The following is a 14,232-nucleotide window of genomic DNA, read 5'->3' as shown; positions in this document are numbered from 1 at the left end:
TGCAGCGCACAAGCCGGACGGGGCCTCAGTGCGCCCGCGCCACGCAGAATTCCACCGCATCGAGCAGCGCGGACCGCACAGGGCCCTCCGGGAAGATGGACAGGGCGGCCTCGGCCTTCTCGCCGTAATGGCGGGCGCGGGCGACCGTCTCCTCCAGGGTGCCGTGGCGCCGGAGGATGGCGAGCGCCGTGGCGAGGTCGTCGTCGCGGATCTCGCCGCGGGTCAGGGTCCGCCGCCAGAAGGCGCGCTCCTCCTCGCTGCCCCGGCGGTAGGCCAGAACGATCGGCAAGGTGATCTTGCCCTCGCGGAAATCGTCGCCGACGTTCTTGCCGAGGTCGGAGGCGGTGCCGCCGTAATCGAGGGCGTCGTCGATGAGCTGGAAGGCGATGCCGAGGTTCATCCCGTAGGCCCGCGCCGCCGCCTGCTCGGCCTCGCTGCGCTTGGCGATCACCGGCCCGACCTCGCAGGCGGCGGCGAAGAGTTCGGCGGTCTTGCCGCGGATCACGGCGAGGTAGGCCTCCTCGCTGGTCTCCAGGTTCTTGGCGGCGGCGAGCTGCATCACCTCGCCCTCCGCGATGACCGTGGCGGCGGCGGAGAGGATGTCGAGGGCCCGGAGGGAGCCGACCTCGACCATCATGCGAAAGGCCTGCCCGAGGAGGAAATCGCCGACGAGCACGCTCGCCTCGTTGCCCCACTTGATCCGTGCGGCCACGCGGCCCCGGCGCATGTCGCTCTCGTCCACCACGTCGTCGTGGAGGAGCGTGGCCGTGTGCATGAACTCGACGCTGGCGGCGAGCTTCACGTCGCCGTCCTTGCCGGCCTCATCGACGTATCCGCAGAGCTGCGCGCAGGCCAGCGTCAGGATCGGCCGCAGGCGCTTGCCCCCGGAGGCGATGAGGTGGTTCGCCACCTCCGGGATCATGGCCACGTCGGAACCCGTCCGGGACAGAATGGTGGTGTTGACCCGCTTCATCCCGTCGGCCACCAGCGCGACGAGGTCGTTCAACCCGGCATCGACGGGCTTCGTCGGGTTCTCGATCGTGGCGGCGATACCCAAGATCCGTGACTCCCAAGCCGGGCCGTGCGGGAAACGTCCGCACGGAAAGCATCGGCGCCGTCCAATCGCATGGCGCCTGCGGCGTCGCAACATTGCGGGATATGGGCCAGACGGCCCCCGCACTCCACGCGGCGAATGCGCCAACCCTCCGAGGCGATCCCGCGATACCCGTGGCCGCCGCGCTTTCCTGCTACAAGCCGTGTTGTCTTTGCGAGCGCCGCCACGCAATCCGGGGCGGCGGGCCGTGCCGGGACCCGGCGCGCCACCCGAGCACGGCGCCCCGGATGGCTGCACCGGCCGCGCGATGACGATGGTGTGAGCGCGGCGCGCCGCGCGACGGGGGGACAGGGGTGATCGAGCTGATCCGCGCGAACGACATCGTTCTCATCGGCTTCGCGCGCTCGTTGCTGGAGGATGCCGGCATCCCCGTCCTCGTGGCCGACGAGCATATGAGCGCCATGGAAGGCTCCATCGGCATGTTCGGCCGGCGGCTCCTCGTGCCCACGGACCATGCCGCCCAGGCGCGGCGGATCCTGAAGGATGCCGGCCTCGCGCACGAGTTGCGGACGCCGTGACCGCGCCGCCCGACGCCTTCCTCGGGGGGCGCCTCCACCTCCACCAGCCGCCCCGGGGGGCGCACCGGGCGGGCACGGACGCGATCCTGCTCGCGCACCTGCTGTCGCCCCGGCCGGGGGAGAGCCTGTGCGATCTCGGCTCCGGGCCGGGGATCGCCGGCCTCGCCTGCGCGACTTTGCGGCCGGGCCTGTCGGTGACGCTGGTCGAGCGGGATCCGGACCTCGCCGCTTTGGCCCGGGCCAACGCCAGCCTCAACGCGCTGCCGGCCGAGGTGATCGAGGCGGACGTACTCGCCCCCGGCCGGGTCCGCGCCGCCGCCGGCCTCCATCCGGATTCGTTCGACTGCGTGCTGACAAACCCGCCCTACTTCGAGGCCGGGCGCTACCGCCCCTCCCCCGACCCCGCCAAGGCGAGCGCCCACGGCTTCGCCGCAGGGGGGCTGGAGGGGTGGGTCCGGACCTGCGCCGGCATCCTGCGCCCCGGCGGCCGCCTCGGAATGATCCACAGGGCCGATGCCCTGCCCGGATGCCTCGCCGTCCTGGCCGGACGGTTCGGCGGGATCGCCGTGCGGCCGGTCCACCCGCGGGCGGACGACCCGGCGATCCGAATCCTCGTCACCGCCGTGAAGGGGAGCCGGGCGGGCTTCTCGCTGCAACCGCCGCTGGTGCTGCACCGGGCGGACGGGCGCTTCACGCCGGAGGCCGAGGCCCTTCACCGCGGGTGAGACCCGCGCCCGATGCCCGCATTGTTGCTGCACCGCACCTTGGGTTAGGAGCGCAGGACCATGTCCGAGACCGCGACGATGACGCCTTCCCTCTGGACCCGGCTGTCCAACCCCAGCCACTTCATGCGCTGGTCCGCGACGCTCGTGCCATGGCTGACGGCCGTGTCCGTGGCGGCCCTGGCCGTGGGCCTGTACCTGACCTTCTTCGTCGTGCCCGCCGACTACCAGCAGGGCGAGACGGTGCGGATCATGTACGTCCACGTGCCGGCGGCGTGGCTCGGCGTGTTCTTCTACGGCGCGATGAGCCTGTCGGCGATCGGCACCCTGGTGTGGCGCCACCCCCTCGCCGACGTGTCCCAACGGGCCGCGGCGCCCATCGGGGCGGCCTTCACCCTGGTTTGCCTCGTCACCGGCTCCCTGTGGGGCAAGCCGATGTGGGGCACCTACTGGGTGTGGGACGCCCGGCTCACCTCGATGCTCGTGCTGTTCCTGATCTATTGCGGCCTCATCGCCCTGTGGCGGACCATCGAGGATCCGAACCGGGCGGCCCGCGCGGTGGCGATCCTCACGCTGGTCGGCGCGGTGAACCTGCCGATCATCAAGTTCTCGGTGAACTGGTGGTCCACCCTGCACCAGCCGGCCTCGATCCTGCGGATGGGCGGCTCGACCATCGACCCCTCGATGCTCTACCCGCTGCTCCTGATGATCGGCGCGGCGACGCTCGGCGGATCGACCCTCCATCTCTACGCCATGCGCACCGAGATCATGCGCCGCCGGGTGCGGACCCTGACCATCCGCGAGGCCGAGCGCCTGGATGCCGGCGCCCGGCGGATCGTCCCCGGCCCGGCCGGGGCGAGCCCGCTCCCTCAAGCCCTGTAGGCCCCCGTGATGGACCTGGGATCGCATGGCGGCTTCATCGCCGCCGCCTACGCCTTCACGGCGCTGATCATGCTCGGCCTCGTCGTCAACGCCGTCCGGGACCGGTCGGCGCAGCGGCGGGCGCTCCGTCGCTTCGGGGAGGACAGGCGGTGAACACCCTCGACGACGGCACTCCCCCGCCCGCCCGGCGGTCCCTCCTCGTCATCCTGCCCGTCCTGGTTTTCGCCGTGCTGGCGGGGGTGATGTTCCTGCGGCTGCGGTCGGGGGCCGACCCTTCGGCGCTCCCCTCGGCGATGATCGGCAAGCCGGCGCCGGGCTTCACCCTGCCGGCCGTGCCGGGCCTCGCCAAGGACGGCGCCCCGGTGCCGGGCCTGTCGAGCGCCGAGTTGAAGGGCGCGATCACGGTGCTCAACGTCTTCGCCTCGTGGTGCGCCCCCTGCCAGGTGGAGCACCCGATGCTGATGCGGCTCGCCCGCGAGCCCGGGATCCGCCTCGTCGGGATCGACTACAAGGAGCCCGACCCCGCCGCCGGCCGCAAGTTCCTCGACCGGCACGGCGTCCCCTTCGCCGCCGTGGGGGCGGATGCGGACGGACGGGCCGCCATCGATTTCGGCGTCTACGGCGTGCCCGAGACCTTCATCATCGGCCCGGACGGGGTGATCCGCGACAAGATCGTCGGCATCCTCACCCCGGAGAACTTCGCGTCCGTGCTCGCGCGCATCCGGGCCGCCGGCAAGGTCGCGGAGGCGCGGTGAGCGCCTACCCCTCCGGCTGCTTCTGCTCGTAACGCATCAGCAGGGGGGTCTGGGCGAGGGCGAAGAGCACGGTGATCGGCATGATGCCGAACACCTTGAACTTCACCCAGAACTCGTAATCCTGGGTCCGCCAGACGACCTCGTTGAGGACCGCTAGGGCCAGGAAGAACAGCCCCCAGCGGAAGGTCAGCCGGCGCCAGCCCTCGTCGGTCAGCGAGAACACGCTGTCGAGCACCACCGAGAGCAGCGGCTTCCCGAACAGCAGGCCCCCGAGCAGGATGAAGCCGAACAGGCTGTTCACGATGGTCGGCTTGATGACGAAGAACGTCTTGTCCCGGAGCGCCAGGGCGAGGCCGCCGAAGACCAGAACCACCACCCCCGACACCAGGGGCATGATCGGGATGCGGCGCAGGAGCACGAAGTGGATGGCGAGCGACACGATCGTCGCCCCCACGAACAGGCCGATGGCGGCGTAGGTCGTCTGGTCGCCGACGAGGCCGAGCCTCTCGCCGAAGGCGTTGGCGAAGAAGAACAGGACCAGCGGCCCCATCTCCAGGACGAGCTTGGCGAGCGGCGGAAGGTGCCGGCGCGGGGGGATGGCTTCGATCTGCATCGTCATCGTCTCTACCGGGCTTCGCCCGCTCAGTCCCGTTCCAGGCCGGCGACGGCCCTGGCGAAATCCCGGGCCGCGAAGGGCTCCAGATCCTCCACGCCCTCGCCGACGCCGATGAAGTGCACCGGCAGGCCGAACTTGGCCGCCAGCGCCACGAGGATGCCGCCCCGCGCCGTCCCGTCGAGCTTCGTCATCACCAAGCCGGTGATCGGCGCGGCCTGGGAGAACAGCTCCACCTGCGACAGGGCGTTCTGGCCCACGGTGGCGTCGAGCACCAGAAGCGTCGCGTGCGGCGCGTCCGGGTCCTGCTTGCGCAGGACGCGGACGATCTTCTCCAGCTCGGCCATGAGGCCGGTCTTGTTCTGGAGGCGGCCCGCCGTGTCGATGAGGAGGATGTCCGTCCCCGCCGCCTGTGCCTGCTTCAGCGCATCGAAGGCGAGGCCCGCCGCATCCGCCCCCTGGGCGCCGCTGATGACCGGCGTGCCGGTGCGGGCGCCCCAGACGTTGAGCTGTTCGATGGCCGCCGCGCGGAACGTGTCGCCCGCCGCCAGCATCACCGAGCGGCCCTCGGCCCGGAACTTCGAGGCGAGCTTGCCGAGCGTCGTCGTCTTGCCGGCGCCGTTGACCCCGACCGTGAGAATCACGAACGGCTTCCTCGCGAAGTCGATCTCGAGCGGCACCGCCACGGGGTCGAGGGCGCGCTCGACCTCGGTGGCGAGGATCGTGCGGACCTCGTCCGGCGAAATGCCCTTCTCGTAGCGGCCCTTGCCGACCGCCTCGGAAATCCGCATCGCCGTCTCCAGGCCGAAATCGGCCTGGATCAGGGCATCCTCCAGATCCTCCAGGGTGGTGGCGTCGAGCTTGCGCTTGGTGAACAGCCCCGTGACCCGGTCCGACAGGGCCGAGGAGGTGCGCTTCATCCCCGAAGTGAGGCGGCTCCACCAGCCCTTCGCCTCCGGCTCCCGGTCCGGCCCGACCCCGGCATCGTAGGCCAGGGCGGCGGCGGAATCGGTCGGCTGGATGTCGGGATCGAGGGCGACCTGCGGTTCGCGGTTCACCGTGCCGGTATCGACCGGGTCCGCCCCGTGCTCCGGCGGGTCGCCCGCGGTGCCGGCGGGGGGCTTCTCCGGCTCGCCCTCGACGGGCAGCAGGTCGGCGCCCTCGGTGGCGTCGATGGCACCCCCGTCCTCGGGCAGCGGGATGTGGGCCACGTCCTCCGCGCCGGTGGCGAAGTCGGGCTCCCCCTCGGAGGGCGAGGCAGGTGATTCGGGGGCCGGCGTCTCGGTAACCTGGCCCTCGTCCTTCTTCCGCCCGAACAGGCGTCCGAACCAGCCGGGCTTGTCCTCGCTCGTCATAAACCCTCGCATTCCCGTCGAATCAGGCGCATGTGCCCGAACCGATGCTCCACGTCCCCGACATAGGCGCGCGCCTCCTCTACCGCGATGCCCTGCTGCTCGTCATCGACAAGCCGGCGGGACTTCCGGTCCATCCCGGCCCCCGCGGCGGCGAGACGCTCACCGACCACCTCGACGCCCTCCGTTTCGGCCTGCCCCGGCGGCCGGAGGCGGCGCACCGCCTCGACCGGGACACGTCGGGATGTCTCGCCCTCGGCCGCCATGCCAAGGCGCTGGCCCGGCTCGGCAAGCTGTTTTCCGGCAATTCCGTGCAGAAGACCTACTGGGCCGTCGTCTCCGGCGGCCCGGCCGGGGAGGCCGGCACCATCGACATGGCCCTCGGGCGGCGCTCGCCGGACCCGCGCTCGTGGTGGATGAAGGCCGACCCGGACGGCGACCCCGCCCTCACCCATTGGCGCGTCCTCGGCCGCGGCGGGGGCCTCGCGTGGCTCGAACTGAAACCCGTCACCGGGCGGACGCACCAATTGCGCGTCCACTGCGCCGAATCGGGCTGGCCGATCCTCGGAGACCCGATCTACGGCGGCGCCCCCCGGGGCAGCGACCTGCACCTCCACGCCCGTGCCCTGTCGATCCCGCTCTACCCGAAGCGCGACGCGATCTCCGTCGAAGCCCCCGCGCCGGGGCATGTTGCAGATAAGATCAAAACGTTCGCAACGCCGGACATCTGACCGCAACCTGCCTGCCTGGGGCCGATCCCGCCTGTTTCCTCCCGCAAGGCGCGCCGAAGCGCGTCTCTCAGAGGCTGACCGAGAAGGCGGCGACTTCCAGACTCGCCCTCATCCTGAAGCGCCAGAGCGACGCGGAGGCCCCGAAGGAGGCTCCAGGGATCGCACAGCCTTTTGGAGCCCACCTTCGAGGCGGCTGACGCCGCACCTCAGGTTGAAGAGGAACCGGCCCTCCGGGCAAGCTCTCAGGTCGGTGTGGGCGTGTTCATAGACGCGATGGCTCCCAAGGGGCAGTGACACGGCCACCCTCCCCCTGACCGCTCGGTATTCACCCCGCCACCAACCGCGTCCCGTCATGGCCGACGATGCGGACCTCGAGGAGCGTGCCCGGCGCCGGGCCCTCGCCCAGGAGCACGGTGGAGAAATCCTCCGCCCGGCCGGTGCCCCCGCGCTCGGCCAGAACCGTGACCCGACGCCCCACCTGCGCCGCGAGGTGGCGGAGGCGGGCCGCCTCGCCCGAAGCCCGAAGCCGCGCCGCCCTGTCCCGGATCGCCTCCGGCGCCACCGGCGGCATCCGGGAAGCCGGCGTCCCCGGCCGGGGCGAATAGGGGAAGACGTGCAGGTGCGTCAGCCCGCATTCCTCGACCAGGGCGAGGCTGCGGGCGAACTGGGCCTCGGTCTCGGTGGGAAACCCCGCGATCAGGTCGGCCCCGAAGACGACCCCTGGCCGGGCGGCGCGGAGGTCGTCGCAGAATCGGATCGCGTCGGCCCGCGTGTGGCGGCGCTTCATCCGCTTGAGGATCAGGTCGTCGCCGGCTTGGAGCGAGAGGTGCAGGTGCGGCATCAGCCGGTCCTGCCCGGCGATGGCGTCGAGCAGGGCCTCGTCCACCTCGACCGAATCGATGGAGGACAGGCGCAGCCGCGCGAGCCCGGGCACCTCCGCCAGGATCCGCAGGACGAGGCCGCCCAGGGAGATCCCCTCGCCGAGGTCGCGGCCATAGGCGGTGAGATCGACGCCGGTCAGCACCACCTCGCGCCCGCCGGCCTCGACGGTGCGGGCCACCTCGTCGATCACGGTCCCCGCGGGCACGGAGCGCGAGCGCCCCCGGCCGAACGGGATGACGCAGAAGGTGCAGCGGTGGTCGCAGCCGTTCTGCACGGGGATGAAGGTGCGGGTGTGCTCCGCCATGCCGGTCACGCCGGCCGCCTCGGCGGTCCGCGCGTCCATCACCACCCCCGGCCCCCGGGCCGCGCCGGCCCAGGCGGATGGGTTCAGCTTCTCGGCGTTGCCGATGAGGCGGCCGACCTCGGGCATGTCCCGGTAGGCCTGCGTCTCCACCTCGGCCCCGCAGCCGGTGACGACGATTTCTGCCTCCGGCCGGCCGCGGGCCGCCCGCCGGATCGCCTTGCGGGCCTGCCGCCCGGCCTCCTGCGTGACCGCGCAGGTGTTCACCACGATCCGCGCCCGCCCGTCCGCCTCGGCGAGGCGGCGCATCGCCTCCGTCTCGACGGTGTTGAGGCGGCAGCCGAACGACAGGGTCTCGACGCGGCTCGGCCGATCCCGCATCAGCCGATTCCGGCGAACAGCTCCGGCGCGAACGTGCCCTCGGCGACGCGGGCGACGGGGCCGGTCATCAGGACGTGGTCGTCCGCCCGCCACTCCACGAACAACTCGCCGCCGGGCAGGGCGACCTGGGCCTGCCGGCCGATCATCCGCAGGCGCGAAGCCGCGACCACGGTGGCGCAGGCGGCGGTGCCGCAGGCCAGCGTGAGGCCGGCACCGCGCTCCCAGACCCGAAGCTTGATCGCCTCCCGGCCGAGCACCTGCGCCACCGAGATGTTGGCGCGCTCGGGGAAGACCGGATGGTTTTCGAGGAGCGGTCCGATCCGGCCGAGGTCGTAGCTCTCCGGGTCGGCGTCCACGAAGAACACCGCATGGGGGTTGCCCATGTTCACGACGCCCGGCGAATGCAGCACGGGCGCATCGATGGGCCCGATCTGCAGCTCGATGCGCCGGGTGTCCGGAAACGGCTCGGCCAGGGGGATCTCGTCCCAGGCGAGGCGGGGCTTGCCCATATCGACCGTGAAGGACCGCTCGGAGTTCCGGCGCACGCCGACACGCCCGACGCTGGTCTCCAGCAGGAGGCGGCTTCCCTCGGCGGGGCGGGCCATGGCCGGGTCGTCCAGCATGGCGTAGGCGACGCAGCGGGTGCCGTTGCCGCAGGCGCCGGATTCCGTGCCGTCGGTGTTGTAGATCCGCATGAACGCGTCGGTCCCCGGGCTTACGGGATCGTGCAACACCATCAATTGATCGAAGGACGAGCCGGGATCGGCCGCGATGGCGCGCGCCTCGGCCGGGGAGACCAGCAGGCCGGTGCCGCGCAGGTCGAGCACCACGATGGCGTTGCCGGCGCCGTGCATCTTCAGGAAACGTCGATGGGCGAGTGCGCTCATACGCTGCGATCTGTCGGAGAGGTCCGCGGCGCTTATGGCAAACCCCGCGCCTCAGCGCGAGTGCGCCGCAGCGTTGCAGATCCGCCGCACCGGCCGGAGCTGTCGCGGGTGGCCTCGCCGGGCCGTCGGAACGCGACTACCTTGTCGCCAGGCCGCAGCGAACCCCGAGTCGCCGCCGCCGATGGGAGCCCCCGCGTGACCCGTTGCCGCCTCGTCCCCGCGCTCTGCGCCCTCGCCGCCGGGCTGGTCTCGGCCTGGCCGCTGGCCGCGCAGCAACCGCCCCCCTCCACGGCGCCCTCGCCGGCCCAGACCAACCCGCTGCCAACGACCACCGCCCCGAACCCGCCCAAGGACCCGAACCGCAGCGCTGCCCCCGCGCCTGAGCAGGCGGTGACGCCGCCCCCCGCTGGGCAGGCCGCGACCGGCACGGCCCCGGCCGGCCAAGTGATCGACCCCGCCCGTCCGCCCCTGGTCATGAAGCCCGCCGAGCCCGGCGACGTGGACGAGGTGACGCTGCCGGCCAAGCCCGCGGCGATCCTGTCCGGGAAGGCCAAGTGGGAGGAGGCGGTGCAGGGCCTGCAGAAGGCCTTCGCGCAGATCGAGGCCGACCTCGCCAAGGCTGGCATCAAGCCGGCCGGGCGGCCGCTGGCGGTGTTCACGAAGACGGAGGATGACGGCTTCGAATTCGAGGCGATGATCCCCGTCGCCTCGTCCCCCGCCCCCGCCCCGGCGATGGAGGACGGCCTGCGCTTCGGCACGACCCCCTCGGGCAAGGCCCTGCGCTTCGCGCACAGGGGCTCCTACGAATCGATCGACAGCACCTACGAGACGCTGACCGCCTATCTCGATGCCAAGGACATCGTGGTGCAGGACCGCTTCGTGGAAGAGTACGTGACCGACCTGAAGGACGGCACGGACGACGCCCTCGACGTCAACATCTACGCCCTCACCAAATGATCTCCGGCGATGGCGGGGGGCCGGCGCACCTGACCCGGCCGCGCGGCGATGGACATTTTGCCGCCTCCGCGACCCTCCGGGAACGCCGCGAAGCTGCGCGGGATTTGCCCGCCATGTTAGCAGCGGACGACCAGTCGCCCCCCAAGGCTGCGCAGGCGGGGGATGGGGGGCGGGGACCGGCGGGCTCCGACCTCGCGCTCGCCGTGCATGCCCGGCTCAGCGCCGTCTACAATTGTCCCATCCCGTATTTCAGCGCGATGGATCCCCTGTCGGAGCTGATCTCGGCGCTGCTCTCGCACCGGACGCGCAACGCGGCCTCCGGACAGGCGTTCGCCGCCCTGCGCCAGCGCTTCCCGACATGGGATGAGGTGATGCGGGCCGACACGTCCGAGATCGAGGCGGCGATCCAGGGGGTGACGTGGCCGGAGATGAAGGCGCCGCGGATCCGCACGATCCTGTCCGCCATCGAGGCCCGGGCGGGCAGCCTGAGCCTCGCCTTCCTCGCCGACCTCGCGCCGGACGAGGCGCGGACGTGGCTGGAGGCGTTCCCCGGCATCGGTCCCAAGACCAGCGCCGCGGTGCTGGCCTTCTCGTCCCTGCGGATGCGGGCCCTGCCGGTCGACAGCCACCACCACCGGGTCGCGCAGCGGCTCGGCCTCATCGGCAAGCGGGTCGGGCTCGTCCCGGCCCATGTGATCCTGGCGGCACAGCTTCCCGCCGCCTGGAGCGCGCAGGATGTCTATGACAACCACGAGATCCTGATGATGCACGGCCAGAAGGTCTGCCACTTCCGCCGCCCCGCCTGCGGACGCTGCGCCCTGGTCGACCTCTGCCCCAGCGCCCTCACCGAGGTGCGCGAGCCGTAGGGCGCGGCGCCGTGTCGTCCCGCCGTCACCGGGGATGCGGTGACGGGACCGGAGGCGGCGGGACGCCTCCGAACGGAGCGGTTCCCTGGATCGCTTCGCTCCGCTCGCAAAGACGGCGAGGTTTTCAAATTCCCGCTCCGTCATCGCGAACGCAGTGAAGCGACCCAGGGCAGCGGGACGCCTCCGCACGGGGCGGCTCCCTGGATTGCTTCGCTCCGCTCGCAAAGATGGTGTGGCTTTCGAATTCCCGCTCCGTCATCGCGAACGCAGTGAAGCGACCCAGGGCAGCGTGACGCCTCCGCACGGGGCGGTTCCCTGGATTGCTTCGCTCCGCTCGCAAAGACGGTGTGGCTTTCGAATTCCCGCTCCGTCATCGCGAACGCAGTGAAGCGACCTAGGGCGGCGGGACGTTCACGAACGTGGCTGTTCCCTGGAGTGCCCCCCCTCGCTGAGACGCCGGATCAGGGTGAGGCGACGGGGCTCCGCCCGCGTCCGATGCAACAGCCTTGACCCTCCGATGGCGGGGGTGCCACTAACCGCCGCCCGGCTGGCGAGACGTGACCCTACGACACCCCGGCCCCTCTCTTTCAGGATCGGCGCCGATGGCCGCGTTCAAGGAACTGGTGTTCTCGGGGGTCCAGCCGACCGGAAACCTTCACCTCGGCAACTATCTCGGTGCCATCCGCCGCTTCGTGGAGATGCAGGAGCGCGCCGCGCAGTGCCTCTACTGCGTCGTGGACCTTCACGCGATCACCGTGTGGCAGGACCCCGAGGCCCTGCGCGGCCAGATCAGGGAGGTGACCGCCGCCTTCCTCGCCGCCGGCATCGATCCGGCGCGGTCCATCGTCTTCAACCAGAGCCAGGTGCCGCAGCACGCCGAACTCGCCTGGGTGTTCAACTGCGTCGCCCGCCTCGGCTGGCTGAACCGCATGACCCAGTTCAAGGAGAAGGCCGGGAAGGACCGGGAGAACGCCTCCATCGGCCTCTACGACTATCCCGTGCTCATGGCCGCCGACATCCTCGCCTATCGCGCCACCCATGTGCCGGTGGGCGAAGACCAGAAGCAGCACCTGGAACTGACCCGCGACATCGCGCAGAAGTTCAACACCGACTTCGCCGGCTCCATCGCCAACCAGGGGCACGAAGGCGGCTTCTTCCCGATCACCGAACCGCTCATCGGCGGACCGGCGGCGCGGGTGATGTCCCTGCGGGACGGCACGAAGAAGATGTCGAAATCCGATCCCTCGGACAATTCCCGCATCAACCTCACCGACGAGTCGGATGCTATCGCCCAGAAGATCCGCCGGGCGAAGACCGACCCCGAGGCCCTGCCCTCCGAAGTGGCAGGGCTGAAGGACCGGCCCGAGGCGGACAACCTCGTGGGCATCTACGCGGCCCTCGCCGGCCAGACGCGGGAGGACGTGCTGCGCGACTTCGGCGGGGCGCAGTTCTCGACCTTCAAGCCGGCGCTGGCCGACCTCGCGGTGTCCAGCCTCGCCCCCATCGCCGCCGAGATGCGCCGGCTCTCGGCCGATCCCGGCCATATCGATGCGGTGCTGGCCGACGGGGCCGCCCGGGCGGAGGCCATCGCGCAGGACACCCTCGACGCCGTGAAGGATATCGTCGGGTTCGTGCGGAGGAAGCGGGCATGACCGTCAGGGCGCTGGTCTTCGACGTCTTCGGGACGCTGGTCGACTGGCGCTCCGGCGTCGCGCGGGAGGCGCGGCGCCTCCTCTCGGCTCAGGCCCCAAACCTCGATGCCGGCGCCTTCGCCGATGCGTGGCGGGGGCGCTACCAGCCCTCTCTGGAAACCGTCCGCTCCGGCGCCCGCCCCTTCGTGGATCTCGATACGCTGCACGCCGAATCGCTGGCCGACGTGCTGGCGCAGTTCGGCATCGCGGACGTCTCCGATGCGGTGCAGGCCGAACTGGTTCAGGCGTGGCACCGCCTCGACGCGTGGCCGGAGGTGCCGGCCGCCCTCGCCCGGCTCCGGGACACCTTCATGCTCGCGCCGAACTCGAATGGCCCCGTGCGGCTGATGGTGGACCTCGCCCGCCGCAACGGCCTCGTGTTCGATGCGGTGCTCGGCGCAGGCTATTCCCGCGACTACAAGCCGAAGCCGGCCCTCTACCGCGACGCGGTGGCCGCCTTCGGCTTCGCGCCGCACGAGACGATGATGGTCGCCGCCCATTCGAGCGACCTCGCGGCGGCGGCGAGCCATGGACTCTCCACCGCGCACATCGCCCGACCCTCGGAACACGGGCCGGCGGGCGGCGAGATGGGGCCGAGCGTGCCCGTGACCTACGCGGCGTCCGATCTGGCGGACTTCGCCGACCAACTCGGCTGCCGCTGACGCGCGAGAGGGGAGCCCCCATGGCCGATTGGAACCCTGCCCTCTACACCCGCTTCGAGGACGAGCGGACCCGCCCCGCCGCGGAGCTGCTGGCCCGGGTGCCCCTCGACGGGCCGGCGCTCGCCATTGACCTCGGCTGCGGGCCGGGCAACTCGACGGCCCTCATCGCCGCCCGATACCCGGAGGCCGAGATCGTCGGGCTCGACACCTCCCCCGCCATGCTCGACAGCGCGCGGGCGCGCCTGCCGACACTGCGCTTCAACCTCGCCGACGCGGCGACCTGGGCGCCGGAGCGGGCGCTGGACCTGATCTACGCCAGTGCCGTGCTGCAATGGCTCCCCGACCACCCGACCCTGCTGCCGCGCCTGTTCGGCCTGCTGGCGCCGGGCGGGGTGCTAGCGGTGCAGATGCCCGACAACCTCGCCGAGCCGACCCACCGGCTCATGCGCGAGGTGGCGGCCTCCGGCCCCTGGGCCAAGGCGATCGGAGACCCGGCCGTGGCGGGCCGCCTCGGCCGGATGCTGGAGCCCGCCGGCTACTACGATCTGCTCGCGCCGCTGGCCGCCGAGGTCGAAGTCTGGCGCACCGCCTATCACCACCGCATGGCCGATGCGGCGGCGATCGTTTCCTGGGTGAGAGCCACGGGGCTCCGCCCCTTCCTCGATCCCCTGGACGCGGACCAGCGCGCCGGCTTCCTGGCGGCTTACGAGGCGAAAATCGATGCGGCCTATGACCCGCGGGCGGACGGCAGACGTCTCCTTGCCTTCCCGCGAGTCTTCATCGTGGCGCGCAAAGCCTCCTGACACCCTCCGGTCATTGCGAGCGTAGCGAAGCAATCCAGGTAGGCGCCACATTCGGAAGCGTCCCGCTGCCCTGGTTTGCTTCACTTCGTTCGCAATGACGTCGGTGGGTGAACTG

General features: G+C 71.5%; 16 protein-coding genes. 11 read left to right on the top strand and 5 right to left on the bottom strand.

What is annotated here, in order from left to right; all coding sequences use genetic code 11:
- Positions 1-25: 25 nt before the first annotated feature.
- Positions 26-1,051 (bottom strand): polyprenyl synthetase family protein, encoded by a 1,026-nt coding sequence (locus tag MKK53_RS22515; RefSeq protein ID WP_243931826.1) that lies wholly within the window; start codon positions 1,049-1,051, stop codon positions 26-28.
- A 356-nt stretch (positions 1,052-1,407) separates the two neighbouring features.
- Here MKK53_RS22515 and MKK53_RS22510 point away from each other — a divergent pair, with 356 nt between their 5' ends.
- The 5 genes from MKK53_RS22510 (at position 1,408) to MKK53_RS22490 (ending at position 3,991) form a co-directional block, all read left to right on the top strand.
- The gene (locus MKK53_RS22510) at positions 1,408-1,632 is read left to right on the top strand and encodes a DUF2007 domain-containing protein (RefSeq protein WP_243930997.1); all 225 of its coding nucleotides are present in this window, start codon (positions 1,408-1,410) and stop codon (positions 1,630-1,632) included.
- Positions 1,629-2,357 carry a tRNA1(Val) (adenine(37)-N6)-methyltransferase gene (locus MKK53_RS22505; RefSeq protein ID WP_243930996.1) on the top strand — a complete coding sequence of 243 codons (729 nt, stop codon included), beginning with the start codon at positions 1,629-1,631 and terminating at the stop codon, positions 2,355-2,357. The genes MKK53_RS22510 and MKK53_RS22505 overlap by 4 nt, the downstream gene beginning before the upstream one ends.
- Positions 2,358-2,435: 78 nt before the next feature.
- Positions 2,436-3,236: a heme ABC transporter permease gene (locus tag MKK53_RS22500; RefSeq protein ID WP_243931824.1), complete on the top strand. Its 801-nt coding sequence runs from the start codon at positions 2,436-2,438 to the stop codon at positions 3,234-3,236.
- Between the two features lie 9 nt (positions 3,237-3,245).
- Positions 3,246-3,389: a heme exporter protein CcmD gene (gene ccmD, locus MKK53_RS22495; RefSeq protein ID WP_243930995.1), complete on the top strand. Its 144-nt coding sequence runs from the start codon at positions 3,246-3,248 to the stop codon at positions 3,387-3,389.
- The gene (locus MKK53_RS22490; RefSeq protein WP_243930994.1) at positions 3,386-3,991 is read left to right on the top strand and encodes a DsbE family thiol:disulfide interchange protein; all 606 of its coding nucleotides are present in this window, start codon (positions 3,386-3,388) and stop codon (positions 3,989-3,991) included. Before ccmD ends, MKK53_RS22490 begins: the two co-directional genes overlap by 4 nt.
- Before the next feature lie 4 nt (positions 3,992-3,995).
- Here MKK53_RS22490 and MKK53_RS22485 read toward each other — a convergent pair whose 3' ends face one another.
- Positions 3,996-4,604: a septation protein A gene (locus MKK53_RS22485; protein WP_243930993.1), complete on the bottom strand. Its 609-nt coding sequence runs from the start codon at positions 4,602-4,604 to the stop codon at positions 3,996-3,998.
- Positions 4,605-4,633: 29 nt separating this feature from the next.
- Positions 4,634-5,959: a signal recognition particle-docking protein FtsY gene (ftsY, locus tag MKK53_RS22480; protein ID WP_243930992.1), complete on the bottom strand. Its 1,326-nt coding sequence runs from the start codon at positions 5,957-5,959 to the stop codon at positions 4,634-4,636.
- A 44-nt stretch (positions 5,960-6,003) separates the two neighbouring features.
- On the opposite strand from ftsY, the gene MKK53_RS22475 reads away from it, so the two are divergent.
- Positions 6,004-6,687, top strand: a complete 684-nt coding sequence (locus tag MKK53_RS22475) for an RluA family pseudouridine synthase (RefSeq protein WP_243930991.1) — start codon at positions 6,004-6,006, stop codon at positions 6,685-6,687.
- A gap of 325 nt (positions 6,688-7,012) precedes the next feature.
- Here the strand turns inward: MKK53_RS22475 and mtaB are convergent, their stop codons facing one another.
- Both mtaB and dapF read right to left on the bottom strand, forming a co-directional pair.
- On the bottom strand, positions 7,013-8,251 hold the full coding sequence (mtaB, locus tag MKK53_RS22470) for a tRNA (N(6)-L-threonylcarbamoyladenosine(37)-C(2))-methylthiotransferase MtaB (protein WP_243930990.1): 1,239 nt from the start codon (positions 8,249-8,251) through the stop codon (positions 7,013-7,015).
- Positions 8,251-9,138 carry a diaminopimelate epimerase gene (dapF, locus tag MKK53_RS22465; RefSeq protein WP_243930989.1) on the bottom strand — a complete coding sequence of 296 codons (888 nt, stop codon included), beginning with the start codon at positions 9,136-9,138 and terminating at the stop codon, positions 8,251-8,253. Before dapF ends, mtaB begins: the two co-directional genes overlap by 1 nt.
- Positions 9,139-9,333: 195 nt before the next feature.
- Between dapF and MKK53_RS22460 the strand changes: the two genes are divergently transcribed.
- The 5 genes from MKK53_RS22460 (at position 9,334) to tam (ending at position 14,117) form a co-directional block, all read left to right on the top strand.
- Positions 9,334-10,095 (top strand): GyrI-like domain-containing protein, encoded by a 762-nt coding sequence (locus MKK53_RS22460; RefSeq protein WP_243930988.1) that lies wholly within the window; start codon positions 9,334-9,336, stop codon positions 10,093-10,095.
- A 113-nt stretch (positions 10,096-10,208) separates the two neighbouring features.
- Positions 10,209-10,961, top strand: a complete 753-nt coding sequence (gene nth, locus MKK53_RS22455; RefSeq protein WP_243930987.1) for an endonuclease III domain-containing protein — start codon at positions 10,209-10,211, stop codon at positions 10,959-10,961.
- Between the two features lie 602 nt (positions 10,962-11,563).
- The gene (gene trpS, locus MKK53_RS22450) at positions 11,564-12,613 is read left to right on the top strand and encodes a tryptophan--tRNA ligase (protein WP_243930986.1); all 1,050 of its coding nucleotides are present in this window, start codon (positions 11,564-11,566) and stop codon (positions 12,611-12,613) included.
- The gene (locus MKK53_RS22445) at positions 12,610-13,314 is read left to right on the top strand and encodes a haloacid dehalogenase type II (protein ID WP_243930985.1); all 705 of its coding nucleotides are present in this window, start codon (positions 12,610-12,612) and stop codon (positions 13,312-13,314) included. The genes trpS and MKK53_RS22445 overlap by 4 nt, the downstream gene beginning before the upstream one ends.
- Before the next feature lie 20 nt (positions 13,315-13,334).
- Positions 13,335-14,117, top strand: a complete 783-nt coding sequence (gene tam / locus MKK53_RS22440) for a trans-aconitate 2-methyltransferase (RefSeq protein WP_243930984.1) — start codon at positions 13,335-13,337, stop codon at positions 14,115-14,117.
- The last annotated feature ends 115 nt before the right edge of the window (positions 14,118-14,232 follow it).

Source organism: Methylobacterium sp. J-076 (genome assembly GCF_022829405.1).
Classification (GTDB): Bacteria; Pseudomonadota; Alphaproteobacteria; order Rhizobiales; family Beijerinckiaceae; genus Methylobacterium.
The sequence above is the reverse complement of the archived record's forward strand: the minus strand, read 5'-3'. Positions and strand labels throughout refer to the sequence as shown.